Origin of the sequence: Paenibacillus sp. FSL R5-0473, from assembly GCF_038004565.1 — a bacterium.
Taxonomy (GTDB): domain Bacteria; phylum Bacillota; class Bacilli; order Paenibacillales; family Paenibacillaceae; genus Paenibacillus; species Paenibacillus amylolyticus.
In genome coordinates this window covers 3,980,922-4,007,366 of record NZ_JBBORL010000001.1, presented here as the reverse complement: position 1 = coordinate 4,007,366, position 26,445 = coordinate 3,980,922, and the positions used below count along the sequence as shown (strand labels likewise).

The window sequence follows — 26,445 nt, the reverse complement described above, 5'->3', positions numbered from 1 at the left end:
AAAATGGAGCGAAAAACAACTTACTAGGAAAGTTTAACCCAATTTATGTTAAAGTCAACGTATACCATGCGGAAGGGTGACAGCACATGATCGTATATGAGAGAGAGCATGATTTTGTTTTGACCGCACAGCATGAGCATGGATTAGTAGCCGGAGAGATGGCTTCCCACTGGAAAAATGAATTATTATCCGATGCTGCGCATCGGGATGAATTGATTCTAGCGGCCAAGGAACATGACCGTGGCTGGATTGAACTGGATTCGTCTCCGTTCTGGAATGATTACAGTCAATCGCCGTATTCGTTTCGTGACTTTCCATTGCGTCCGCGTTTTGTATTCTACCATAAAGGGATTGAAGAAGTTCGTCAGAAAAACCTCTACGCCGGATTATTGTGTAGCTTGATGTACACGGAGCTATTTCAGAAAAATCTGGGGGCCAATGCTCAGGATGATGATGACATCCGAGATTATCTGCAACAAGAACACGAACGTCAGCTGGATTGGGAGAAACAGCTTGGTGGTGATGCTGAAGCACTGAAACAGAGGCTGCAAAGTGATGTGGAGATCATGCTTTTCTGTGATCAGCTCAGTCTGTTTCTCTGTATGGAGGAACCTGGAACACCTGCTGCGCGTTATGATTTTTTTGCAGAAGGACTCAGTTGTACATTTGATGCCTGTTCCAGACAACCGATTCAGGCAGAGTGGTTATCCAATGAAAAAGTAGGCCTGTCTTTTTTCCCGTTTGATGAGGACTTTACGATCGTTTTACCATATAAATCGGTACCAAAGGCAAGTATCCGCAAATTTGGTATGCAACAGGCTTATCGCCGGGCTGAATGGAAGGAACGCCGGGTGTTGATTACGGAATTGAACTGAGAACTGGAAACTCCAGGCTTGAGGAAATAGCAGCATAGAATATAACAAAACAGGCGGGCTTCTGATGTACAGGTGTACAGGGCGTCCGCCTTTCGTATGCATATATATCATCATAGACTATAGTGTGAGACCGGTGAAAATACGAATGAATCAGAGTGGGAATAAAGAAGGAAAACACATGTTATTCCCAGAAATGTTAGTGTACAGCAGAGAAGCGCGCGTTAGCAGGAGGACGAATATGGATACTAGAATAGAAATATTAACGATGTGTATGGTATGGGACAAAATGAATGATCAGGTGTTGTTAATGAATCGGCCGGACCGCAAAGGATTTCCGGGATACATCGCTCCTGGGGGAAAGGTAGATTTTCCGGAGAGTATCGTGGATGGTGCCGTGCGGGAGGTTCTGGAGGAGACGGGGCTAGTAGTTAATGAGATTACGTATAAAGGTCTTGATGAGTTTTGTGATCCCGAACAAGGATTGCGGTACATGGTATTTAACTATTTGGCGACTTCATTCGAGGGTCAGTTATTGCAAGATCCGCCCGAAGGCGAACTGTTATGGGTGCCTATGAAGCGGGTTTTTGAGCTGCCTATGCAGGATTGGTTCGCTGAACGTTTCCCACGTTTTTTCCAAAAAGGCACTTTTGAGCGGAGTGTGATCTGGGAGAAGTCATCCGGCCGTACGTTGCAAGAGACATTTATGGTGTATAGCGATTCCGTACTTGAACAGAGTGTGACCCGATAAGTTAAACCGTCAGAAGGAGGAAAAATCATGGGATACCAGCATGCCCTGCAAGGATACAGTGCGGCGACGCTTGATGGGGAATGGAAATTAATTCATGAGCATTTAAGCTTGGGTTAGGATAAAAATAATGCCTCAAAATGTATCATCCATATCTATATATTTATATCCAAATATTATGATATAATGAAGTTTACTATTTTTATAGGAGATGACTAGTCTGTGGGTAATAGTGTGTGATTAATAGATTGAGTAAACTAGTTTGTTGAAATGAAGAATGATATATTTGTAGATTTGCCATACATAGGCTTCTGCAAACAGAACGTAAATGAATATTGTACGATGAAAAGGTGGAGATTGGCATGAAATTGTCGTTCCGGATTTTGGACTGGGAAGAAGAGAGACCCTACGAACTTTTGTTGATGGCTGATCCTTCAAAAGCAATTGTGGATGAATACCTGAGTCGGGGTGTTTGTTTTATTGCCGAGTATGAAGGAGAGATGGTTGGGGAGTTCGTATTGTTGAAGACTCGTCCAGAGACTGCGGAGATTGTTAATATTGCCGTACAGGAAGAACTGCAGGGACAAGGTGTAGGCAAACACATGATTAAGGAAGCGATGGAAGCTGCACGTAGATTGGGATGCCGAATTCTCGAGATTGGGACGGGCAACTCCAGCTTTCATCAATTGAAGTTATACCAACGTTGCGGTTTCCGCATTATCGGGGTTGATCGTGACTTCTTTGTGAGGCATTATGAGGAAGAGATTATTGAGGATGGTATCCGCTGTGTGGATATGATCCGTATGGCCATAGATCTGGATGCTGTTACAGAGGATGAAAACGAAAGGAAGAGTCCTTAAGTGAATCGGCATACACATATTGGGGTATATGGCTTGGTAGCTTGGGAGGGCCAATTCCTGTTGATTCATAAGGCTCGCGGAGCATATCAGGGGCAATGGGATTTACCAGGCGGAAGGCTGGAATTTGGCGAGCAGCCAGAGACTGCTCTTCATCGTGAGATTGAAGAGGAGACGGGCCTGACCCATCTACAAGTGATGATTCGTTCTGCGGAGTCTACGGTACTGGAATGGGTGTATCAAGGTGAGCCGGAAGAGTTGCACCATATCGGGATGTTGTATGATGTTGTTTTGACCGCAGCCAGTCAGCCGGATCATATCAAAAAAGAACCCGATGGTGAAGATTCGTTGGGCGGGGACTGGTTTACACTGGAGCAAGTTAGAGATCTTTCCCTAACGCCGTTTGCAGAGTATATGATTAGCAAAAGTACATCTTGATGTGCATCCTCAACTTTATTGTTAACTTAAATTTGATGAATCCAAAGAAGCTGCTCGGATAATTTATGTCTGGGCCAGCTTTTTGCTGTGGGTCTCCTGAAGAAAACCCCAATTATTTGTTGAATGTGACGTCAAATGGTTAATGTTTAACTTGACGGTTTGTTTTTGCACATAATGGACCACAATTCAATTAAGGAGGTAAAATGGGAGATCGTATGCCTATTTTGTTGTAATTAAGTGTTCGTTGTTCTACCCAAATTGATCGATTTATTCGATTCATCTAATTTATGCATCAATTGAACTAAAAATAGGAAATGCTCCTGAGCGTAAAAGTTTATAGAATAGATAGTAGAACATGGACTTCACTTGAAGAAGTGGAGAAAGTGTAACCTTCGAACGGATCAGGACAGTATTCGACATCTGTGCGACGGTATATACAATCATTGTTTTACTTTGATTTTGAAAACGCAGACAAACCTTGACGGGAGCGTCGGACTAACGTTACTACCACCAACAGCACGATTATTGGACTTCATGAAAAATTTCGCTTAAAATGTTGAACGAACGCAAATTACGGCTTAGTCAATGATTTCCGTCAAAAACTTATGACTAAATCAAGACGGAGGGAACGTCGATGACGATCGTGGAAGGCAACAAGAAGCCCTGGGAAAGTTACTATGGCCCCAATATGGGATACGTACAGGAACAATATGAATTATTCACTCAAGACCCTGGTTCGGTTACACCGGCTTATCGTGAACTATTTGAACAATGGGGTGCACCGCCGATGTCTGGCAGGGATGCACGCACAACCTTGAATTCCGGCAACGCCCAATCGGCTTCCGGAAGCGTAGACATTCAACTATTACAGAAAGCGGTTACAGCGGGTAAACTGGTATGGAACATCCGCACCTATGGTCATCTTGCTGCAGATATAGATCCGCTTGGAATCAGTGAAGATACAGACACATCTTTGCTGGAACCTCAGCATTTTGAATTAAACGAAGAAGATCTGAAAGCTTTGCCTGCTTCCCTGATCTGGGAAGGTGCAGATGGGCAGACAGCAACCGGATGGGATGCAATCCAACGTTTGCGTCAGATATACACTGGACCCATGGCCTACGAATTCAGTCATGTGCACGAAGTTCAAGAGCGTGAGTGGCTGAATCGTCGTGCGGAATCTCGGACATCACCGGCTCCACTTACGCCGAAAGAACGTAAGGCTTTGCTGGAACGTTTGGTTGAAGTCGAGCAATTTGAAGATTATCTTCACAAAACATTTGTTGGGCAGAAACGTTTCTCCATCGAAGGTAACGATGTGCTTGTGCCGATGCTGGATGAAGCTGTTCGCATCATGGCAGAAGCCGGATCAAGCCACATTCTGATGGGTATGGCCCACCGTGGACGGTTAAATGTACTGGCTCATGTTTTGGGCAAACCGTACAGCAAGATTTTCTCTGAATTTCATCATGCTCCGAACAAAGATTTGGTTCCATCGGAAGGTTCGACTGGGATCAACTACGGTTGGACGGGGGATGTCAAATATCATATGGGTGCCAACCGTTTTGTGAAAGACGGGGAAACTGTACAGGCACGCCTTACTCTGGCGAATAACCCGAGCCATCTGGAATACGTTAATCCGGTTGTACAAGGGTTTGCTCGTGCGGCTCAGGATGACCGTCGTGACCCTGGGTATCCGAAGCAGGACGTGACGAAGGCAGCTACCATTTTGATGCACGGTGATGCAGCATTCCCTGGAGAGGGGATCGTTGCAGAGACGCTTAACTTCAAAGCTCTGCCAGGATATCAGAATGGCGGAACCATCCATATTATCGTCAACAATCGTCTGGGTTTCACTACAGATAGCAGTGATTCCCGTTCAACGTACTACGCAAGTGACCTTGCTAAAGGGTACGAAATTCCGATTGTACACGTGAATGCGGACAATCCGGATGCTTGTATTGCAGCCATTCGTATGGCAGCCGAGTATCGCAATCGCTTCAAAAAGGATTTCCTGATCGACTTGATCGGTTATCGTCGCTACGGCCATAACGAAACCGATGATCCCGAAACAACTCAACCTATCGTTTATGACAAGGTGAAAAACCATCCAACGGTAAGCCACTTGTATCAGGATCAGTTGAAAGAGGAATCGATTATCGATGATGCATCCATTACGAGCATTCGCGATGGAGTAACGAACAAATTAAAAGAAGCTTATGACCAGATGAAGAAAAATGAAGTGCATGAATATTATCAGCGGAAAATCAGTGAGCCGGAGGCTGTTACGATTACTCCGACTGCGGTACCGCTGGAGAATCTTCGCAGCATTAATGCCGATCTGCTGAAATGGCCTGAGAACTTCAATGTGTATCCGAAGTTACAGCGAATTTTGCAACGCCGGAGCACTTCCCTGAACGAAGGGGAAAAAGTGGATTGGAGCCTTGCGGAGACACTCGCATTTGCAACCATTCTGGCAGATGGCAAGCCAATTCGGATTAGTGGACAGGATGCCGAGCGTGCTACATTCGCTCATCGGAATCTGGTGTTGCATGATTCGGAGAATGGAGCAAAGTTCTGCCCATTACATCACTTGCCACAGGCAAGAGCATCCTTTGCAATCTATAACAGTCCGTTGTCTGAAGAATCCGTTGTTGGATTCGAATACGGATATAACGTATATTCACCCGATACACTGGTCATCTGGGAAGCTCAATTCGGTGACTTTGCCAACTGTGCACAGGTTATCTTTGATCAGTTTGTATCAGCGGGTCGTGCCAAGTGGTCTCAGAAATCCAGTCTGGTCATGTTGCTTCCACATGCGAATGAGGGTCAGGGACCTGAGCATACAAGTGCTCGTCTTGAACGCTTCCTGCAGCTTTGTGCAGAAGACAACATGACGGTTGCCAACTTGTCGAGTGCTTCTCAGTACTTCCACTTGTTGCGTCGTCAAGCTTCCTTGACTGAAACGGAAGATGCTCGTCCACTTGTGATGATGTCACCGAAAAGTCTCATTCGGAATCCGCGTGTTGCTTCACCGGCAGTCGAATTCAGTGAAGGCAAGTTTGAGCTTGTGCTGGAGCAAGCCGGACTGGGTACACAGCCGGATCGCGTAGAGCGCATTATTTTGTGCAGTGGCAAGATTGCCATTGACTTGGAAGATGCTTTTGAAAAAGATAAAGCTGATTGGTCATGGCTTCACATCATTCGAGTGGAACAGCTATATCCGTTCCCGGCAGAAGAGATTAAACGCATACTCGCACGTTTCAGCAATGTAAAAGAACTGGTATGGGTACAGGAAGAAAACAAAAACATGGGTGCCTGGACATACATGGAGCCTCGTCTTCGTGAAGTTGCCCCTGAAGGCACAACCGTTAGATACGAAGGTCGCCCGGAACACGCAAGTCCTTCCAGCGGTTATCAGCTTGTGCATAGTATGGAACAGCAACAGATTATTACATCTGCGTTGAAACAAACGACGAAGAATAATATTCCACTGGGGAGGTAACAGCTGTGAGTGAAATTAAAGTACCTGCAATGGGTGAGTCAATAACTGAGGGAACTGTATCCAGATGGATGGTTAAAGAAGGGGATACCGTTAATCAGGGTGATGTACTTCTTGAACTGGAAACGGATAAAGTAAATATTGAGATCAGCGCAGAAGAAAGTGGCGTGCTGGAGAAGATCATTCGTCAGGAAGGAGAGACGGTCGAAATCGGTGAAACGATCGGTACACTCTCAGCTGGTTCTGGAGGAGGAAGCGGTGCCCCCGCTTCCGAACCAGCAGCTGAGGAGAAAAAGGCCGTTACTCCTGCACCTGAAGCTCCAACACCACCACCAGCACCTGTTGCGGCAGCACCGGAGTCATCCGATAGTGCTAAGACGGCTTCACCGTCTGCCCGTAAGCTTGCACGTGAACGTGGTATCGAACTGGATCAGGTTCAGAGCAAAGATCCGATTGGACGGGTATACCAGGATGATGTGAAGAGCCATAACAATCAGGCGCCTGCTCCTGCTGCTCCACCTGCGAGTAAAGCTCCAGCAGCACCAAGTGCTCCGGCAGCTGGAAGTTCTACCTATACCAAACCAGTGGAGCGTCAGCGGATGTCTCGCCGTCGTGCAACCATTGCGAAACGTCTGGTAGAGGCTCAGCAGACAGCAGCCATGTTGACTACGTTTAATGAAGTTGATATGACTGCGATCATGGATGTACGTAAACGCCGTAAGGACAAGTTCAAAGAGAAACATGAGATTAACCTGGGCTTCATGTCCTTCTTCACTAAAGCGGTTGTGGGGGCTCTGAAAAAGTTCCCTACAATTAACGCAGAGATTGATGGCGAAGATGTTGTACTCAAAAAGTATTATGATATCGGCATCGCCGTATCTGCGAAGGAAGGACTGGTTGTACCGGTTGTGCGTGATGCCGATCGTCTGGGCTTTGCCGAGATCGAGAAGAGCATTGCGGACCTGGCATCCAAAGCTCGTTCCAACACGCTGGCGTTATCTGATCTGCAAGGTGGAACGTTTACCATCACCAATGGTGGAACATTTGGTTCCTTGTTGTCTACGCCAATTCTGAATACACCTCAAGTGGGTATTTTGGGGATGCATAAGATCCAGCTTCGTCCAGTGGCGATTGATGCAGAGCGGATGGAAAACCGTCCAATGATGTACATCGCGTTGTCCTACGATCATCGGATTATCGACGGTAGTGAAGCTGTTCGTTTCCTCGTGACCGTGAAAGAACTGCTTGAAGACCCGGAATCCCTGTTAATTGAAGGTTAATCCATAACGTTTGATTATAGCTATTATTCATATCGCTTAACAAGAAAACCCCTGAACTGGAGCGCAGCGTGAGCTGTACATCCGATTCAGGGGTTTCTTTTGGCTCTTGGTATGTTGTCTCCGACTCTATTATATAGAGTCAGCCGTCTCAGTCAGGTTCAACGGACTAGGGGGTGTATTCGAGTCAGGGGTATTCCGCTTTAGCCAGTTCACAACGTGCTGGGCCACTTCTGTTCGGTTAATCTCATGCAGCATTTCATGGCGTCCATCCGGATAAAGGCGATACTCAATATTCTCCAGTTGAAGTTTCTTATACTGCGAGACCAGATTAAGAACGCCTTTGCCATGAAGTCCGACAGGGTCCTTCTCACCTGAGAACAGGTATACGGGTTTGTGTTTGGGTATGCGCTCCATATTGTGTGGAAGATGGACTTCAAGCAGCAATTTGAAGAAGTCGCGGAAAAAGCCTGCTGTACAGACTGCTCCGCACAGGGGGTCATCAATGAATCGTTGAACCTCTTGTGAGTCCCGGGACAACCAATCAAACGGTGTCGTTGCAGGGCGGAAAGAGCGGTTAAATCCACCAAATACAATCGCGTTGAGTAGCATGCTGGGGTGGGTAGCCCCCTGAATGCCGCACTGCAAGAAGGCCAACTTCTCTCCAAACCGGAGCAGACCACGTCTGCCGTTTGTCCCGGATAAAATAAAGGCATGGTACTGCTCATGACCAGCGTACATGAGATGTTGTACCAAGAATGAGCCCATGCTATGTCCCATTAGAAACAGGGGCACCCCAGGATTCTCTTTGGCGGCTACTTCGCCCAGATTGATCATATCACTCGCCATCCAGCGGAAGGCATCGATACCAGCATTACCAAGCAACTTGGCATTCTCCACAGTTTTGCCATGACCCCGATGGTCATTGGCATAAACCGCATAGCCATTTTGGGTAAGGATGTCGGCAAATTCGGCGTATCGGGCTGCCGTTTCGCCCATGCCGTGTGCAATTTGCACGACACCTTTAACGTTACAATCCGGATCGGGAAGCCAGCGGTACACATGAATACGGGTACCTTCACTAGCGACCAAGGCAAAGGTAGATTCCTGCATCTCGTGTAATTCCTCCTTCACAGGTTACATATAAGCTTGATTTAGGGCAGATAAGAGCGAAGAACAGTGGTATTCCCGTTCAATGTATAAGAACCCAGATTGGCTGGCAAGAGATAACATTGTCCAGCTTTCAATTCAATGCTGTCTGATTCAGCATGTGCCCACTCCAAAGTTCCTTCTCCTTCACAGACAACGAGAATCGTGAAGCTGTCAGGATTGGTGGAGAGTTCCCAACGTTTATTCACAATACCTTTTTCAACTACAAAATAAGGGCATTCCGCAAGCTTGAGCCATTCACCAGGAGTAGCGTTATTTGTTTTCATCGTTGAGGCACCTGCGCCCTCATAGGCGGTGACATTTAATGAGTCTTCAACATGCAACTCACGTGGTTTGCCATCCAGCCCTGGACGATTGTAATCGTATATCCGGTACGTCGTATCCGAGTTTTGCTGAATTTCAGCGACAACGACACCTGCACAGAGCGCATGCACTGTTCCCGCAGGGATAAAGAACGTATCGCCGGCCTCTACAGGTACCTGACGAAGTGTATCCATCACCGTGCCGTTTTCCAATGCTTCTTTTAATGTTGCCCGATCAACGCCTTCGTTCAAGCCATAGATGATGTGTGCGCCCGGTTTTGCGTCGAGTACATACCACATTTCTGTTTTGCCAAGCTCGCCAGGAGGAAGTGCCTCATACTCGTCAGTTGGATGAACCTGAACGGACAGGTCATCGTTGCAGTCAAGCAGCTTAATCAAAAGGGGGAAACGGCCGCCTTTTTCAGAGACACCTTTGGTTCCAAGCCATTCGGTGCCCAGTTGTTCACGAACTTCATCCAGACCCTTGCCAGCCAGTGCTCCATTTAATACCTTGGTTGTACCGTTGGGATGATCTGCAATCATCCATCCTTCTCCGATATGTCCTTCAGGGGGCGTAAGGCCGAATTGCTCCAGCGCACGACCGCCCCACACACGTTCTTTGAACTCAGGTTGGAATTGTAATGGGTATGGCGTAGACATCAGTAATCTCTCCTCTAGTATATGAAATGGTGGATCGCTTTAATCAGTCATGGGCATGTAGTCGCCATGAGCAAACAAGTGAATACGTTTGCATATGTAGATGTAGAACACAGATCGCAGTAAGAAAAAGCCGTTAATAGCTCGCCTTGCGATTGTGTCTAGTTTATTGTATTTGGTGAACAAAGGAAATTATTTTTTCTCGATTCCGATCAGAAAAGGAGAAGTTTCTCGCTGCAATTGGCGATAGATCACAACCTGTGCCTGTTCCACCGGAAGCGCAGAGGACCAGTCCAATACAGCTTCTGCTTCCTGTGCCCCTCCGTCATGACCGGGGTAGAGCACAACCGTAATAATTCCGCGAGGACGTAATAAAGCGAGTGCAGCCTCGAGTGCAGCGATCGTGCTGTCAGTCTCGGTGATGATGGAGGAATCTGCACTTTCTGAAGGCAGGTACCCCAGATTGAACATAACTGCACCAACCGTACCAAGCCATGACTCAGGAACTGCTTCTGCCATTCGATCATGGCTTAGTTGAAGCATGGAGATGGAGCCAAGCTTGGCTTCATCATTTTGTTTTCGAATCCGGGCCTGTGCCAGCGTGAGGGCTTCACTTTGAATATCGAATCCAATGACTTGACCACGCCGGCCTACTTGTTGTGCCAAAAATAGTGTGTCTGCTCCTGTACCCACCGTTGCATCTATCGCCAGATCACCTGGCTGCAGACGGGAAGCAATCCACTGATGCGCACAGCTGAGAACCGAAAGAAAGCCCATCTATGCTCGCCTCCAATACTTACCTTGCCATGAATCCCGCTCTCGCAGCTCACGATCAATGGAGTTTAACACTTCCCATTTGTTCATGGACCACATCGGTCCAATCAACAGATCACGTGGTGCGTCGCCTGTAAGACGGTGTACGATCATTTCCGGTGGAAGCATCTCCAGTGTATCTACGATCAGCTTGATATACTCGTCCTGATCCAGAAAACGTAAAAGACCAGCTTCGTATTGCTTCACCATTGGTGTTTTGCGCATCAGATGTAGCAGGTGAATCTTGATTCCCTGTACATCCATATTGGCAACTGCCCGTCCAGTGTCCAGCATCATCTCATGTGTCTCTTGAGGCAGACCATATATGATATGTGTGCACACACGTATATTCCGTTTGCGCAGTTTCTCAACCGCTTCTTCATAACACTTCGTGTCGTGCGCGCGATTAATCAATGTTGATGTGGAATCATGGATGGTTTGAAGCCCCATCTCAACCCACAGGTAGGTGCGCTCGTTCAGTTCAGCCAAATAATCAACAACGTCATCTGGCAAACAGTCCGGGCGAGTGGCGATGGACAAACCAACAACACCGGGTTGCTCAAGAATTTCTTCAAAATATTCGCGCAGCTCCTCAACCGGAGCATACGTATTCGTATAGGCTTGGAAGTAGCCAATATAATGGGCTTTAGGCCACTTGAGGTGCTGTTTATCTCGAATTGTATTGAATTGGGTGACCAGATCTTCACGTCTGCTGCCAGCAAAATCGCCTGATCCACGCGCACTGCAGAATGTGCAACCACCTTTGGCAATGGAACCGTCGCGGTTGGGACAGGTGAATCCAGCATCCAGCATCACTTTGAAAACCTTATTGTTAAATTGATCTCGCATCTCATAATTCCAGGTATGGAATCGTTTATCTCCCCACAGGAGAGGGGACTGTAATGCAGGTGCATTCATCTTCAGGGTACTCCTTTGGCTGTCGAATTACCGTAATCATACGTGAACAAAAGAAGAAGCGCTATGCGATTTCCGTCATAGACGATGGATAGCGATTATAGGTGTCTTCATGAACTTTTATCATTGTATCAAAAAACTAAAAAAAAAGGGAATCGAAACGCAAAAATAGGCCGTAAAATCAAGGTTTTCTCCTTGCTATAGTTTACACCTTATGTTATATTTAAATCAGCGTCAGACACCATCTAATGGGTATTATTCATCATAGCATTTGAATCAACGTTGACGTCATGGACCATACTATACCGTGAGGTGATATGAATGAATTCCCAAGTTAAAAACAATGAGTTGAATCATGTGTCTGTTGAATTGACGGCAGAAGAAGCACTGGCTTTAACAGGTGTTCGTTTTAATGGAAATCCGAAAGTGAAAGCGGCTGCAAGACAAAAAGTTCGCGATGCTTTCGAAAAGACATTTGATTTTTCACACCAAGATAAGGTAGACTATGAACTACTAAAGTAGTTGGACCCCAATTCCAAATAAATCGAAGAGGGAATCTTTGAGATTTGCCCAAAGTGGCAGATCCGAAGATTCCCTTTTCATTGCTCTTTACAATTTGCCAGTTCTTCGGCAAAATAAGTCTGAGACAAGTATGGGACAAACGGAGGAATAAAATGCGTTTACGTGGCAGAAAAGGGATAAGAGAAAATCTGGAGCAACAAGTTGATCTTGTTGTACTGGACCCCAAGCAACATAAAGGAAAATGGTCTGAACTGTTTGGCAATGACCATCCGATCTTCGTGGAATTTGGTATGGGTAAAGGTCAATTTATCAGTCAAATGAGTTATAAATATCCGGAATTTAATTTCATCGGTATTGATATGTATGATGAACTGGTGCGTCGTGCCAGTGAGAAAGCTCGTAATGCGTGGAGTCAGGCTGATGTGGAGACACCCCCTAACCTGAAGCTTGCGCTGGCAAATATCGAACAGATCGAAGAAGTTTTTGAACCGGAAGAACTGGAGCGCATTTATTTGAACTTCAGTGATCCTTGGCCAAAAGCAAAGCATGCACGTCGTCGGTTGACGCACCCGCGCTTCCTGAAGAAATACACGGAATTGCTTAATCCCAAAGGTCAGATTCATTTCAAAACCGATTCGGAGACGCTGTTTGATTTCTCACTCAACGCCATTGCCGACTTCGGCCTGCAAATGACCAATATTTCTTTGAATCTGCATCGTGATGGTTTGAATGAAGAACATGTGATGACGGAGTACGAGCAGAAATTCATGGGTAAAGGTATGAACATTCACCGGGTTGAAGTGATTGTGGGTGAAGAGGCCCTGCGTGAGTATCAGCAGACACGTCTGGACAAGTATAAAGTTCGTGAAGCTTCGGATGAGTCTGGCGAAGATCAGGAACAGGAATAAATCGAAATCTAACTTAAACTCATTAAAGAAGAGCGACACATGAGGTGAATGATTCATTCTCATAGGTCGCTCTTTTTTTTGCATTAACAATCCATGTGCAATGCTCCATAAACTCAAGTCTGGTATGGTATGATTTCAAAAGTTCTCTGAATGAAATTCTTTGCGGCGATAATCGTTTGGTGTAACACCATTGAACTTTTTGAACATGCGATAGAAGTATGAACTGTTGGTGAATCCGGTTCTCTCGGCAATGTCGGCAACGGAGTTCTCCGTCTCCACCAGCAGATGCTGGGCCTTGGCTATTCGGGTCTCGTTAATCACGTCCGTGAGCCCTTTCAGGGTGAGCTGTTTGTAGAGCCTGCTTACATAGATGGGCGACATGCCCAACTCATCTGCGATAGAAGTTAGACATAGATTGGGGTCCGCATAGTCCCGCTCAATAATGCCATTGATTTTACGAATTAACTCTTCGTGCTTCAGTGTACGTTTCTCCTCGACTTTGGAACCAAGCTCATCAAACATCCGATAGAAGTGTTCATGTACTTCACTGATGTCTTCCGCGTCTTTGACAGGCAGCATTAGACCATCCGAGACTGAATCAAGCGTGAGTTGATTATTCTTCTTGAGGGTATTTCGTACATGGTTCAGTGTCATCGTCAGATGGGATAAAGCTAGCTGGAAGACGGTAAATGGATATGCGGCTGTCTCGCCGACGATGTCTGCATAGACTTGTTTTGCTTCTCGCGTCTTACCTGTCATTAGATGATCAACAAGCTGTCTTTCCTTACCTGCTGGGAATGCGTACTCCTTGGCGTGATAAGCCATGATGTCAGAGGTATAGATCAGACAGCCTGGTCCCATGAACAAACGATGCAGTGAGGCTTCGGCTGATCTGGTGTAGGATGCAATACTGTCTTCCAATGAATCTTCTTCCGTGCCGATCGTACAGGAGATGGAGCATTTCAAATGGGTCATTACAGCTGCCTGCATCATACGTAGCAGCTCTTCAATCCGGTTATGAGCAGTTTGCTCAAGTTCATGGCTTTCCGCTTTCTCATTGAAGATGAGTGTGATCAGATCACCGCCCATGTCCACAGCTTCCGCATTGTAGTGGAGATCGGCTGTCTCGGTGCATATGTTCATCATGGCGTATTTTACAAGCTGGGTCTCATCACGGTACGTTTCGCAGAATTCGGTAAAATGGTCAATACGCAGCAATACCAGCCTGGATGCACGCTGAACATCAATGGAGGAACCATAGAACTTCATCCGTTCTTCCAGCATACCTCCAGTTACTGTTTCGCGGCCTTGCAGGGCCCCTCGTAGAAAATCCTGCCGTAACAAATGAAGACTGCCACGTCGCTCTGCTTCCATCACACGTAAACGAACAAGTACCTTATCAATAGGGTGATATAGTTTTCGGGACACAAGGTAAGAGAGCAGTAAGCCTGCGAAGAGAAGTCCAACACAAAACAGAACGGTATGTGTGCGCATACTCCGTATATCTGATGTAATCAGATCATAAGGTGTTATTCTTACATAACGCCAACCCAGATCATCGGGAGCGGTATAGGTGATGAGAGATTTTTCTCCGTCGACCTTCCCGCTAAAGTAAGCTGATTGCCCCGTATCCTGGATAATTGGCTTCATAAAAGCTTCGCTGGAGAGATTTTTCATCAATGCACGGTCGCCAAAGTCAGATAAAAGGTCTCCATTCTCATTTACGATAAAGGTCTTGCCTGGTTGATCCACAGCATTCATATTCGGACTGAGCCAATTATCCTTGATATTAACGATGACAGCGTAGTTTAGTTTGGAATTGTCATTGATCGTGTCATAACAGAGATAGGTGTAGCTGTTAACCTCTGTCGCTTCAGTAGAACCGACCTGATATGTACGCGGGATGGGAACAAAAGGTTTATAGTCATGGAAGTTCTGGAGGATACTTTTAATCCCCTGATCGTCGATCTCCGAGATGGACTGCTGCCCATTGCGCACGTCGGAACTGATAAAGAATTCATTGCTTTTGGAGTTATATACATAGATAGATTCAATAAAAGGAAGGGACATACGGTAGTTGTCTAGCTGCTCCATCGCGGATGTGATTTCATAGATATCCGGTTTGGAATAGAGCAGTAATGAAGAGATGGTGTAGTCCTGATAAATCTGATATGACAATGATTTTGCAGTCTCGGTCATTTTGGCCACTTCACGGCTGGTTTGAGTAAGACTGTTCATATCTGTACGATAAACCTGACGAAGAGCAATCCGATTATAGTTGACGTACAAAATAGAAGAAGCCACAAGTAAGGTAGCGACGGTACTAATAATAATGCCGATCAGAATCCGTGTGAAGACCTTCTGACTGTCCTCTGAACGTTTACGCATTCTGTTTCCCCCTCAAACCTCCTATTTTGGGTGAACCACATAGAATTTCATATACATACGTGAGGCTTCATAGTTGGATGAGCAGAAGAACAAGAGTAACTTGAATTATATATTATGTATGCGTTTACATCAATGATGGACAGGCTGTTTTGCCTGTTTTCTCTACATAAAGTTCAACTTTCGCTGGATTGTTCACTAGGTGTAGTCTATGCACGATATCAACATTTGTGAACGGATGTGTGTGGATGTCTGTTCATTTCATGGTTCGTTCATTTTGTTCATAGTTCATTTCGCAGAATCGTTCATTTTCTGAAGGGAAGCTTCAGTATCCGTGAGTGAAGAGAGCATCTACAATAAAAAGAGAGCTCCACCACGCAGCACCGCAAGAAATTCGGGAGGGATCGAGCCATGCTCAAAGAATTGAACAAAAACAAAATCATGTTTCTGATGCTGTTGCCCACGCTGATCTTTTTTCTGATTAACTCGTATTTTCCGATGGTCGGCATCTATTATGCGTTCACCCGGTATGATTTTGAAGGCGGATTATTCGGTAGTCCATTTGTCGGTCTGGAGAACTTTAAGTTCCTATGGCAATCCGGAATGTTGCTGAAGCTCACAACCAATACCGTGGGTTACAATCTCGCCTTCATTATATTAGGAAACGGTCTGGCGATCTTCTGTGCGATCATGCTTAGCGAGATCCGGGGCAGGTTATTCAAAAAAATTACGCAATCTGTCATGTTTTTGCCGTATTTCATCTCATTTGTACTATTAAGTGTAATTGCTTACAACATGTTTAACTACGAGTCGGGTTTTGTGAACACGGTGCTCAAACGTTTTGAGGCCGGCCCGGTCGACATTTATAACACACCCTGGATCTGGGTGTTTCTGATCATCATCTTTTATCTATGGAAAAATCTTGGATACAGCATGGTCATCTATCTGGCCGCCATAACGGGTATCAGTGATGAGTATTATGAGGCTGCCCGAATCGACGGGGCCAATATATTTCAGCGGATCTGGTACATTACAGTACCGATGCTGAAGCCAACCTTTGTCATCCTGTTGTTGTTCTCACTCGGCAGCATTATGAAGGGGCAGTTTGACCTGTTCTATCAACTGATCGGCAACAACGGGGTGTTGTACAACGCTACAGATATTATTGATACGTATGTGTATCGTTCACTGAAAGTAACGTTTGATATCGGGATGGCAACGGCTGCTGGTCTGTATCAGTCCTTGTTTGGATTCATTTTGATCATGACCGTCAACTATATTATCCGCAAAGTAAATGAGGACTACGCCTTGTTCTAGAACGCCCGCAGGGCAGGAGGGAGAACGATCATGAACACGCCAATGAATACTCACACTCGTACGAATACGCGTCTCAGAGATTCGGAATTCACTTTCATGTTTAAACTGATTTCCTACAGCTTCATCATCATTTTATCAATCATGTGCTTGCTACCGTTTCTGCTGATTCTATCCGGTTCATTCAGCAGCAACGAGTCCATTGTGAGGGATGGTTATCACCTCTTTCCAACGGACTTTTCCCTGGAAGGTTACAAAATGGTGTTCAAATTCCCGACTCAGGTACTCAAAGCTTATGGGGTAACGGTCTTTACAACGGTGGTGGGGACTACGCTAGGGCTGTTCCTCATCACGATGGCCGGATTTGTGCTCCAGCGTAAGGATTTTAAATATCGGAACACGTTCTCGTTTTTTATCTACTTCACAACCCTGTTTGGTGGGGGACTTGTGCCTTGGTACATTATGCTGGCGAACTACTTCAATCTCACAGATACGTACACCGTACTTATTTTCCCGGGGCTGATGACGCCATTCCTCATTATCCTGATGAAAAACTTCATTCGCTCGGCAGTGCCGGATGAATTGATTGAGTCCGCCAAAATTGATGGAGCGAATGACTTCCGCATCTATTTCAGCATTGTGTTGAAACTGGCGATGCCTGGTATCGCCACCGTAGGTCTGTTCTTGGCACTCGGTTACTGGAATGACTGGTTTACCTCATCCCTCTTCATTAACAACCCGGATATGTACCAACTGCAATTTTATCTCTACAACACGATGAACACGATCACATTCATTGACCAGATGGCGATTGGCACAGGGATCACACTCAGTCAGGATGTGCCTACCGAATCAACCAAGATGGCAATGGCTATCGTTGTAACGGGACCGATTTTGTTCCTGTATCCGTTTGTACAACGTTATTTTGTCAAAGGACTCACCATTGGTGCAGTGAAAGGTTAGAACGTGAACACGCTGTGGGTGTCAGGCCATTGACATCATTTCTGGTCTGAAGCATGGCGAGTCTGCGCTAACATATAAAGGTTCACCACAAAAAGGGAGGATGCGTATGCGTAACAAAACAATTCGGCACCTGTCTCTGGTACTTGCCCTGATGTTGTTCGCCGGGGTACTTGCCGCATGTAATAACGGTTCGGGGGGATCGACGCAAGGAAGCGAGCAGGGAGGAACATCCGGGAACAAAGGCGAGAAAGTCACGCTTCAATTTTATATGCTTGGGGATGCTCCAAAAGATCTGCCTGTTATTGAATCCGAGATCAATAAGCTGGCGGAGGCTGATCTGAACGTCAATGTGAAATTCAACTACACCTCATGGACCGACTGGGATCAAAAATATAAACTGCTGCTGTCTTCCGGACAGCCGATCGATCTGATCTTCACAGCAGATTGGACATTCTACCAGTCCTATGCCAAGAAGGGTGCGTTCCTGCCACTGGATGAAATGTTGCCTACAGCAGCGCCAGCGCTGAAAGCTCATGTACCTGATGACATGTGGAATGCTGTCAAAATCAATGACAAAATCTATACAGTTCCATCCACTTGGATTGAGTATGTAACCGAGGGAATTGCGTACCGTGAGGACTTGCGCGAGAAGTACAATCTTCCGAAACCGGAATCCTTGGAGACGCTCGAAGCGTATCTGGAGGGCATCAAAGCCAACGAACCCAATATGATTCCGATTGCGGATAGCAATGCCAACCATACCCATGGTATTCGTCAATTGACATCCAAGCTGGTTAATACAGCAGGTCAACTTCCATATGGACTGGATATTATGTATGATACACCAACAACTGTGACGTCCTACTGGGGATCGGCGCAACACCTGGAAGACCTGAAAACATACAAACGTTGGATGGACAAAGGATTTTTCCCGAAAAACGTACTGAATGTAAAGGATACTTCCAACTCATTGCTGCAAAATGGAAAAGCGGCTGTTGTTCTTTCCGGGGAGAACCCGAACAAATTTAATGCAGATGTCATCAAGGTGCAGTCTACTCATCCAGATTGGAAACTGGCTTATTTCCCGTACCCGAATGCGAAAGGGTTTGCACAACCGGTTCACCCGATCCACAATGGTTTTGCGATTCCGCGTAGCAGTAAAAACCCGGAAAAAGCATTGGCATTTTATGAGAAACTGGTGACAGACAAACGATATAACTGGTTGACTGAATACGGCGTTGAAGGCAAAAACTTCGAGGTAGATAATGGATACTACAAAATGGTAGGCGATGCACAAACAAACGGCTTCCCGCGTGAGGGCATGAATGGTTGGGCATGGCGTAACCCGGAATTCATGCTCTATGACAAAACCTTTGATGACGTGCTGACCATGTTTGAAGATCTCGACAAAATCAAAAAGCCGGATATTTATACCGGATTTGCTGAAGACTGGACACCGTACCAAGCCGAGAAGGCTGCATTGGAACAAGTGGAAAAACAATATCTGTATCCGCTTAATGTAGGTTTGGTGGCAGACGTAGAGGCTGGATTGAACACATTTATGGAGAAGGCTAAACAAGCAGGTTTGGAAAAAATTCAGGCAGAATACACCAAGCAGTGGCAGGAGTATTTGAAGTCAGCAGGCACTCAATAGTTTGTACTTTCCTTCATAAAGAAAAGGTGCCTTCAAATTCGAAGGCACCTTTTCAATGTGGTTGCAGGCTTGTTTGAAGCCGTTGGTTAGAGGCGTGATTGGACGAAGAATACAGGAAGCGACATCCTAATGGGATAAATTCATAAACGGGCCTCTTCTGCGGATGAAGGACGAACGTCCTCCAGCAGATCGATAATACTTTGAGCGCTCTGCATTGGATGAACCTTGGCGATTTCCGCCAGATGACGTTTGCGTTTACGTACAACATCCGGGTAGTGATGCAACAGCTTGTTCATCCATTTAACCACTACGTCGGGCGAAGTTATGGGTTCTCCCAACCCTCTTGCTGTAAAATAATGGACGTTTTCTTCTTCCTGACCAGGTATAGGGTTGTGGAACAACATGGGAATTCCTTTCGCCAAGCCTTCACTGCATGTCATTCCCCCAGGTTTGGTGATCAGAAGGTCGGATACTTCCATTAATTTGTCCACTTCGTTGGTGTACCCCATAATGTGAATATTTTCTTTGCGATACATCGGGTTCTGTTCCATGCTGATCCGTGTTTTATCATTGCGACCCAGACAAAAAATGATCTGAATATCTTCATGCCAGCGTGTCAGCAACGGATGGACCAGCTTGTCGCTGAGCATTCCCCAACCGCCGCCCATCACCAGTACAGTAGGCATGTTCTTGAGGTTAAATCTGCTTCGGATCTCTTCTCGCCCGGGATGCTCCCAGAAATTTGGATGCACCGGAATGCCCGTGACTCGAATGTTGTCTGCAGGTACGCCTCGTAGCATTAGTTTGGACTTAACCTCATCTGAAGAAACCAGATAAAGGTCTACTTCACGGTTAATCCAAGTCCCATGTGCGTCATAGTCGGTGATGACTGTGCATAGGGGAACCTGTACACCCAGACGTTTCAGTCTGGATATGACAGCACTTGGAATCGGATGTGTACAGACAATCGCATCGGGACGTAACTGGCGCACAACGCTGCGTGTGTGTGTATAGAACAGTTTATGCAACGCCAGTGTGGTCAGCCTGTTCAATGATTTTTTATATTGGTGTCTGTATACGTATCCGAAAAGTTTGGGTTGGTTGGTAACCGTTTTTTTGTATGCTGTTATAATTAGAGGTGCAACCTTTGGATTTAAGAAACTTCCCAGTTCAAGCACTTTTGTCTGCACGTCTGGCGAGAGCTTTCGCAAATTGCTGGACAGTGCATAGGCGGCTTGAGTATGACCCGTACCAAAGCCTTCAGATAATAGTAATACTCTTTTTTTCTCCACGCTTACTTCACCTGTTCCTGCTAGGTTTTTCTGAGTCTAACATATCGGCTTTAAGACCAGAATGCAACTGTTGCAAGTGCGACTAAAGTACCTATTGTGGCACCCGCCAGAACATCGGAAGGATAGTGTAACCCCAGATAAATTCGAGAGAATCCGACAATAAGGGCCACAGGCAACAATATTAGCAATAAGATCGGATCAGTGGTCATAAAGGGAACTGTGACCGAAAAAATGGCAGTTGTGTGCCCTGAAGGAAACGAGTGATCCGTCAGGGGATTACGGAACGTAATTGTATCCGGCAAGGCCAGATAAGGTCGAATGCGGGGATACAATTTTTTCGCGATGGCTACAGGGATGTGGCTGACCGCAAGGGCGATACATGCCTGGAGTCCTGTTGTGCTCCATGGAGCTGGAGCAAGCAGCCAGATTAACAACGATATTGCAATAGATGAAGTTGCTCCACCCAGATGGGTGAAATAATACAGCCAAAAATTCATAAAACGATTATGAAGTCGGCCGTTGATCCACATAAAAACATTTCGATCATAATCTTGAAACTTTAAGAATAAACGGCTCATATTGGCCTCCTGCCAGTCAGGCCGCCCGTAATGGCGGCATTATTTCCGGTGATTTTCTGCATCCGGTTTCGTCCTGATTAGTATATAACCGTTTTTCATGAACTTGAGGTTATTTCAGGTATATGTTTATCATATTTTTAAATGTTGTCCTTTTCAAGAAGAACCCATGTAAAGAACGTGAAATTCATGTTAAAGAGTGGATATATACCCATCTTAACTTTTTGACTTGGGTCAGCCAAAAAAGATACAATGATTCAACATGGCTGAAATGAGGTAAAAAAAATGTGAGTTCTGTTTCAAACTTTTTGAGGTCTGTTTGCGTTATTTGTTATAGAGCCTCTGACGAAGAATAACATGCTGATGAAAAAAGCAGGGACTTTAGAAATAAAAATCAAGTAAACGGCTGAAAATAAGATATAACAGGCATGAATGCGAGGTTGTGGTATCACGAAGTGTCTATTCAGCGTTTAAAGATCACATTTCTGCTTCAAAAAGTGGAATTGGGGTTTTGACAAATGACTGAAAAGGATACAGAATCGATAAAGCAGCCAACTGATAGCAACCAAGCTTTGAAACATTGCCTGATATATTCACGTAGTACACAAAAGAACAGGGTCATATTCTGCAGATCAAAAAAAAATAAATTGCAGAATCAGGAAGAGAAATGCTTGAGTAAACTGGGTTTTGAAAAAAAGGGGGTAACAGAGAACGATGTTGGACGCTATATTCGTCACGATGCAGGTCATTCTGGCACTGCTAGCCGTGTACCAATTCACGTTTTCGCTGTTCGGTCTGATTAAGAAAAAGAAAAAGAAACATTATCCGGCGACAAAGTCATTCGCTGTACTCGTCGCAGCACACAATGAGGAACAAGTCATTGGTGCCTTGATGGAGAACTTGAAACAACTTGATTATCCGGAAGATCTGTACGATGTGTTTGTCATCTGTGACAACTGTACGGATGGAACGGCTCAAATTGTCAGAGAGCATGGATTAAACGCCTGTGTGCGTACCAATGCCGATTTAAGAGGTAAAGGGTACGCCATCGAATGGATGCTTAAGTACCTGTGGAAATTGCCACGTCAGTATGACGCAGTTGTTATGTTTGACGCGGATAACCTGGTTGACCGTAACTTCTTGCTTGAGATGAATGATGACTTGAACAATGGTTCGCGTGTTATCCAAGGATACATTGATACGAAAAATCCGGAGGATTCCTGGATTACTGCAGCTTACGGTGTATCTTACTGGTACATCAACCGTCTGTGGCAGTTGTCTCGTCATAACTTGAATATGGCGAATTTCCTCGGAGGAACCGGAATGTGCTTTGAGACCAACCTGTTGAAGGAAATTGGTTGGGGGGCAACAAGTCTGGTTGAGGATCTGGAGTTTACGATGCGCAGTGTGCAACGTAATGTGTATCCTGTTTTCAACTATGACGCCAAAGTATTTGATGAGAAGCCATTAACATTCAAAGCTTCAGCGAGACAACGTCTGCGCTGGATGCAAGGTCACTTTACAGTTGCGCGTAGATACTTCTTCCCGCTGCTATGGCAGTCCATTAAGGAAAGAAGCCTGGTGAAATTTGACCTTGCTATCTACGGAGCCAATGTCTATGTGGTGTTGCTTACGTTCCTGATGACGGCTGTGATGTGGGTAGACATGGCTATATTCAGTGGTCCGCACATTGCTAATATTTATGGATACTTCCCGTTATGGGTTGGGTTCGTGGCTATTGGTTTGAACATTCTGACGTTCCTGTTGTCCATGGCGCTGGAGAAGGTTACCTTTGCCAAAGTTTATCTATATCTGATTTTGTTCCCGATCTACCTGCTGTCTTGGTACCCGATTACGTTCTACGCTTTCTTTACGCAGAACAACAAACAGTGGAGCCACACTCAACATACACGTGTTGTACGGTTGGATGAGGTGCAAAGCAAACAAGGGTAAGGAACATGCATGCGATACTTTGTTGACATCTGATATCACAAATGGGTAATTCACGAAAAAAAGTTGTGAAGAATGTTGACAATGTATTTCATGGGTGATATAGTATTCAAGTGCCTTAAAGCGAATAGCAATGGAATCACAAGCAGAAGTCCGACTTCTCACCTGATCAACAAACATGTTGGCTGGTCAACGATCCCAATAATTTATGAAGTGTATACTCATGAAGAATTGTGTTGATTACAGGGATGTCGGTAGCTTGACCGGCATCCCTTTTATTTTTGTTTAACTGGATATTCAAAATGACCTGGAGGTGGACGATTATTAGTAAAGATCACATGATTAATGATGAGATTCGGGCGAAGGAAGTACGCCTTGTCGGAGCTGAAGGAGAACAAATTGGGATTACGCCCATTCGCGAAGCACTGCAAATGGCGATTGACCTGAATTTGGATCTGGTCAATGTGGCACCACAGGCTAAACCGCCGGTGTGTCGTATTATGGACTATGGCAAATTCCGCTATGAGCAACAAAAGAAAGATAAAGAAGCCCGTAAGAACCAGAAAATTGTTGATATTAAAGAAGTATGGTTCCGTTCCAATATTGAGGAGCACGATTATCAAACGAAGCTTCGTAATGTAGTTAAGTTTTTGAACGAAGGCGACAAAGTGAAATGTTCTGTTCGTTATCGCGGACGTGAAATTGCACATGCCGCGATTGGTCAACGAATTTTGGAGCGCGTTAAGGTAGAAGTTGCAGAACTTTGTACTGTTGAACGTCAACCAAAATTGGAAGGCCGCAGTATGATCATGATCTTGGCTCCTAAAGCCTGATAACATTGGAGGAGGAAACACAAAATGCCTAAAATGAAAACACACAGCAGTTTGAAAGGACGCTTCAAAATTACCGGTTCCGGTAAGGTCCTTCGTTACAAAGCTCACAAAAACCACTTGCTTTCCCACAAATCCAAACGTGCTAAGCGCGTTCTGAACGGTAACCCAGTTATGGCTGCCGGGGATGTTAGACGTTTGAAACAAGGCTTGGCTAACTTGAAAGGCTAATTCTAATTAGTACATTCCGTATGGGGGATCGGCTACGGCCGTACACATACCACGGATACATTTATATTTATTTGGGAGGTTCTTTAATATGGCAAGAGTAAAAGGCGGTTTTGTAGTACGTCGTCGTCATAAAAAGGTTTTGAAACTGGCAAGAGGTTATTTCGGTTCCAAACACCGTATTTTTAAAACAGCTAACGAGCAAGTAATGAAATCCCTGGTATACGCATACCGTGACCGTCGCAACACGAAACGTAACTTCCGCAGACTGTGGATCGTTCGTATCAATGCTGCAGCACGTATGAATGGTTTGTCTTACAACAAACTGATCCATGGTTTGAAACTTGCTGGAGTAGACATGAACCGCAAAATGTTGGCTGATCTGGCCGTTAACGACATCAATGCGTTCAACTCTTTGGCTACTGTAGCTAAAGGCAAAATCAACGCTTAAATTGTATGATACAAGCCGCCGTACCTATATGGCGGCTTTTTTTACGGCTTGGAAGAAATTCGAAGATGAATCTCTGAATGAGTAGAGCGAATAGGCTGTAGTCTGGAAGGGAACAATGAAACCAGATAACTGGTGAATAACGGTCCATGGGAATACATAAAATACGAACGGTGAAATAATACAAATAAAAACAGGTAAATCCCTCTCATCACTAAAGTTCGCGATATGTTTTTGTTATATAACATCACATCGTTGTAACGTTAGTGTGTTAAAACGCTAAATTATTAAGCGTTTTCAATAAAAAAAGAACAAAAATATGTGATATTTGGTGATGAAACATCTGGATTTTAACACTGGTTGATTGTATAATCACCTCTAGTAGGCTAGTCCTAGATTTTTCTCTCCATGTCATAATGTTCGGTTTTTCGACAGATGATAGGATGCTTCAAGGGTGAGAATGCGCTTTTAATGTCGAAGAAACCATACATTCTGCATAAAAGTCATTCCTGCTATCTGTTAACCGTTCAATTGTAGGCTGGATTGGAATGAGGGATATATCATTAAGGGGGAAAAAGAGAAATGAAAAAGATGCTCAGCTTGTCTTTGGTAATGTTGCTGGCGGTATCGGTTATGCTCGCAGGTTGCGGTAGCAAACCGAAAGAAGAAACAAATGCCGGAGGAGATACAGGTGGTACATCTACTGAAGCGAAATCCGATCTCAAAATCGGTATGGTTACTGACGTAGGTGGAGTTAATGACAAATCCTTTAACCAATCCGCTTGGGAAGCTTTGCAAGCGACTGAAACAGAAACAGGTACTGCTGTTAAATACCTGCAAAGTAAATCCGATGAAGAGTACATTCCTAACCTGAACGAATTCGTTAAAGGCGGATATGATCTGACTTGGGGTATCGGTTTCCAATTGGCTGATGCAATCAAAACTGTAGCTGAGCAAAACCCTGATGCTAAACTCGCGATCATCGACAGTGTTGTTGATGCTCCTAACGTTAAATCCGTAACATTTGCTGAAGAAGAAGGATCTTACCTGGTTGGTGTTGTGGCTGGTCTGACAACAAAATCCAATAAAATTGGTTTTGTAGGCGGTATGGAAAGCCCACTGATCAAAAAGTTTGAAGTAGGATTCAGAGAAGGTGTTAAAGCAGTTAACCCTGATGCTCAATTTATTTCTAACTACACAGGTGCATTTGATAAACCTGACTTGGGTAAAGCAGCAGCAGCAACACTTTACAATGAAGGCGTAGATATTATCTTCCACGCTTCTGGCGCAACAGGTAACGGTGTGTTTAACGAAGCAAGTGCTCGTAAGAAGCAAGGTCAAGATGTATGGGTTATCGGTGTAGACAAAGACCAATCTCTTGAGTTTGGTGATGAGATCACTTTGACTTCCATGATCAAAAAAGTTGACGAAGCAGTTAAGCGCGTTAACAAAGAAGTAGTTGATGGTACATTCGCTGGTGGTTCCGAGAACCTGACTTTGAAAGAAAACGGCGTAGGTATTGCTGATACCTCTACTGCCAATGTACCTGCTGATACACTTGCTAAAGTAGAAGAGTACAAAGAAAAAATCATCAGCGGCGAAATCAAAGTTCCTACGGAGTAATTTTGATCTTAGTCGCAAATGAATAATCATTGGGGCCGGTCTTGACCGGCCTTATGATTGCAAGAACAGGAACATTTGATCAAGTCATCATAACAATTGTACAAGGTCACTGTGCACCAACGCTCCGGTAGGAGCTTTTCTTAAGATAATGGAATTGAGTTGTTCTTAATGAGTTGAACCATTCGATTATCGCAAGAAA

The 26,445-nt window shown here is 45.0% G+C and carries 23 protein-coding genes; 16 read left to right on the top strand and 7 right to left on the bottom strand.

Going from position 1 to position 26,445, the window contains the following annotated elements:
* The first annotated feature begins 86 nt into the window (after nucleotides 1-86).
* From MKY28_RS17390 to odhB, 6 genes are all read left to right on the top strand, one after another.
* Nucleotides 87-875: a DUF3891 family protein gene (locus MKY28_RS17390; RefSeq protein WP_036610214.1), complete on the top strand. Its 789-nt coding sequence runs from the start codon at nucleotides 87-89 to the stop codon at nucleotides 873-875.
* Between the two features lie 238 nt (nucleotides 876-1,113).
* Nucleotides 1,114-1,623, top strand: coding sequence for an 8-oxo-dGTP diphosphatase (locus MKY28_RS17385; RefSeq protein ID WP_076318296.1), 510 nt, complete (start codon nucleotides 1,114-1,116; stop codon nucleotides 1,621-1,623).
* Between the two features lie 359 nt (nucleotides 1,624-1,982).
* Complete coding sequence (locus MKY28_RS17380) at nucleotides 1,983-2,480, top strand: GNAT family N-acetyltransferase (RefSeq protein ID WP_036610208.1); 498 nt, start codon at nucleotides 1,983-1,985, stop codon at nucleotides 2,478-2,480.
* The gene (locus MKY28_RS17375; protein ID WP_076318297.1) at nucleotides 2,481-2,915 is read left to right on the top strand and encodes an NUDIX domain-containing protein; all 435 of its coding nucleotides are present in this window, start codon (nucleotides 2,481-2,483) and stop codon (nucleotides 2,913-2,915) included.
* Nucleotides 2,916-3,549: 634 nt separating this feature from the next.
* Nucleotides 3,550-6,423: a 2-oxoglutarate dehydrogenase E1 component gene (locus MKY28_RS17370; protein WP_047842236.1), complete on the top strand. Its 2,874-nt coding sequence runs from the start codon at nucleotides 3,550-3,552 to the stop codon at nucleotides 6,421-6,423.
* A gap of 5 nt (nucleotides 6,424-6,428) precedes the next feature.
* Nucleotides 6,429-7,700, top strand: coding sequence for a 2-oxoglutarate dehydrogenase complex dihydrolipoyllysine-residue succinyltransferase (gene odhB / locus MKY28_RS17365; RefSeq protein WP_091032882.1), 1,272 nt, complete (start codon nucleotides 6,429-6,431; stop codon nucleotides 7,698-7,700).
* A gap of 129 nt (nucleotides 7,701-7,829) precedes the next feature.
* Here the strand turns inward: odhB and MKY28_RS17360 are convergent, their stop codons facing one another.
* The 4 genes from MKY28_RS17360 to MKY28_RS17345 form a co-directional block, all read right to left on the bottom strand.
* On the bottom strand, nucleotides 7,830-8,810 hold the full coding sequence (locus MKY28_RS17360) for an alpha/beta fold hydrolase (protein ID WP_253506954.1): 981 nt from the start codon (nucleotides 8,808-8,810) through the stop codon (nucleotides 7,830-7,832).
* Nucleotides 8,811-8,851: 41 nt separating this feature from the next.
* Entirely contained in the window at nucleotides 8,852-9,829 is a 978-nt protein-coding gene (locus MKY28_RS17355) for a type I phosphomannose isomerase catalytic subunit (protein WP_047842239.1), read from the bottom strand.
* Between the two features lie 189 nt (nucleotides 9,830-10,018).
* Nucleotides 10,019-10,603 (bottom strand): class I SAM-dependent methyltransferase, encoded by a 585-nt coding sequence (locus tag MKY28_RS17350; protein WP_036610195.1) that lies wholly within the window; start codon nucleotides 10,601-10,603, stop codon nucleotides 10,019-10,021.
* A complete protein-coding gene (locus MKY28_RS17345) occupies nucleotides 10,604-11,557 on the bottom strand; it encodes a TIGR01212 family radical SAM protein (protein ID WP_036669734.1) in 954 nt (317 codons plus the stop codon).
* A 318-nt stretch (nucleotides 11,558-11,875) separates the two neighbouring features.
* On the opposite strand from MKY28_RS17345, the gene MKY28_RS17340 reads away from it, so the two are divergent.
* Nucleotides 11,876-12,076: a hypothetical protein gene (locus MKY28_RS17340; protein WP_036610190.1), complete on the top strand. Its 201-nt coding sequence runs from the start codon at nucleotides 11,876-11,878 to the stop codon at nucleotides 12,074-12,076.
* Between the two features lie 152 nt (nucleotides 12,077-12,228).
* A complete protein-coding gene (gene trmB / locus MKY28_RS17335; protein WP_076252463.1) occupies nucleotides 12,229-12,984 on the top strand; it encodes a tRNA (guanosine(46)-N7)-methyltransferase TrmB in 756 nt (251 codons plus the stop codon).
* A 135-nt stretch (nucleotides 12,985-13,119) separates the two neighbouring features.
* On the opposite strand, the gene MKY28_RS17330 is transcribed toward trmB, so the two are convergent.
* Nucleotides 13,120-15,372: an AraC family transcriptional regulator gene (locus tag MKY28_RS17330; RefSeq protein ID WP_340936464.1), complete on the bottom strand. Its 2,253-nt coding sequence runs from the start codon at nucleotides 15,370-15,372 to the stop codon at nucleotides 13,120-13,122.
* A gap of 408 nt (nucleotides 15,373-15,780) precedes the next feature.
* On the opposite strand from MKY28_RS17330, the gene MKY28_RS17325 reads away from it, so the two are divergent.
* From MKY28_RS17325 to MKY28_RS17315, 3 genes are all read left to right on the top strand, one after another.
* Nucleotides 15,781-16,686 carry an ABC transporter permease gene (locus tag MKY28_RS17325; RefSeq protein ID WP_017689672.1) on the top strand — a complete coding sequence of 302 codons (906 nt, stop codon included), beginning with the start codon at nucleotides 15,781-15,783 and terminating at the stop codon, nucleotides 16,684-16,686.
* A gap of 30 nt (nucleotides 16,687-16,716) precedes the next feature.
* The gene (locus MKY28_RS17320) at nucleotides 16,717-17,646 is read left to right on the top strand and encodes a carbohydrate ABC transporter permease (protein WP_340936463.1); all 930 of its coding nucleotides are present in this window, start codon (nucleotides 16,717-16,719) and stop codon (nucleotides 17,644-17,646) included.
* 100 nt (nucleotides 17,647-17,746) lie between these two features.
* Nucleotides 17,747-19,300: an ABC transporter substrate-binding protein gene (locus tag MKY28_RS17315; protein ID WP_036669742.1), complete on the top strand. Its 1,554-nt coding sequence runs from the start codon at nucleotides 17,747-17,749 to the stop codon at nucleotides 19,298-19,300.
* 140 nt (nucleotides 19,301-19,440) lie between these two features.
* On the opposite strand, the gene MKY28_RS17310 is transcribed toward MKY28_RS17315, so the two are convergent.
* Both MKY28_RS17310 and MKY28_RS17305 read right to left on the bottom strand, forming a co-directional pair.
* Nucleotides 19,441-20,592 carry a UDP-N-acetylglucosamine--LPS N-acetylglucosamine transferase gene (locus MKY28_RS17310; RefSeq protein WP_036669745.1) on the bottom strand — a complete coding sequence of 384 codons (1,152 nt, stop codon included), beginning with the start codon at nucleotides 20,590-20,592 and terminating at the stop codon, nucleotides 19,441-19,443.
* A 50-nt stretch (nucleotides 20,593-20,642) separates the two neighbouring features.
* Nucleotides 20,643-21,170: a phosphatase PAP2 family protein gene (locus MKY28_RS17305; protein WP_017689668.1), complete on the bottom strand. Its 528-nt coding sequence runs from the start codon at nucleotides 21,168-21,170 to the stop codon at nucleotides 20,643-20,645.
* Nucleotides 21,171-21,881: 711 nt separating this feature from the next.
* Here MKY28_RS17305 and MKY28_RS17300 point away from each other — a divergent pair.
* From MKY28_RS17300 to MKY28_RS17280, 5 genes are all read left to right on the top strand, one after another.
* The gene (locus tag MKY28_RS17300) at nucleotides 21,882-23,120 is read left to right on the top strand and encodes a glycosyltransferase family 2 protein (protein WP_036610177.1); all 1,239 of its coding nucleotides are present in this window, start codon (nucleotides 21,882-21,884) and stop codon (nucleotides 23,118-23,120) included.
* A gap of 335 nt (nucleotides 23,121-23,455) precedes the next feature.
* Nucleotides 23,456-23,950 (top strand): translation initiation factor IF-3, encoded by a 495-nt coding sequence (gene infC, locus MKY28_RS17295; protein ID WP_017689666.1) that lies wholly within the window; start codon nucleotides 23,456-23,458, stop codon nucleotides 23,948-23,950.
* Nucleotides 23,951-23,974: 24 nt separating this feature from the next.
* Complete coding sequence (rpmI, locus tag MKY28_RS17290; protein WP_017689665.1) at nucleotides 23,975-24,178, top strand: 50S ribosomal protein L35; 204 nt, start codon at nucleotides 23,975-23,977, stop codon at nucleotides 24,176-24,178.
* Between the two features lie 88 nt (nucleotides 24,179-24,266).
* Nucleotides 24,267-24,626 carry a 50S ribosomal protein L20 gene (gene rplT / locus MKY28_RS17285; RefSeq protein ID WP_017689664.1) on the top strand — a complete coding sequence of 120 codons (360 nt, stop codon included), beginning with the start codon at nucleotides 24,267-24,269 and terminating at the stop codon, nucleotides 24,624-24,626.
* A 579-nt stretch (nucleotides 24,627-25,205) separates the two neighbouring features.
* Complete coding sequence (locus MKY28_RS17280) at nucleotides 25,206-26,246, top strand: BMP family lipoprotein (RefSeq protein ID WP_340936462.1); 1,041 nt, start codon at nucleotides 25,206-25,208, stop codon at nucleotides 26,244-26,246.
* The last annotated feature ends 199 nt before the right edge of the window (nucleotides 26,247-26,445 follow it).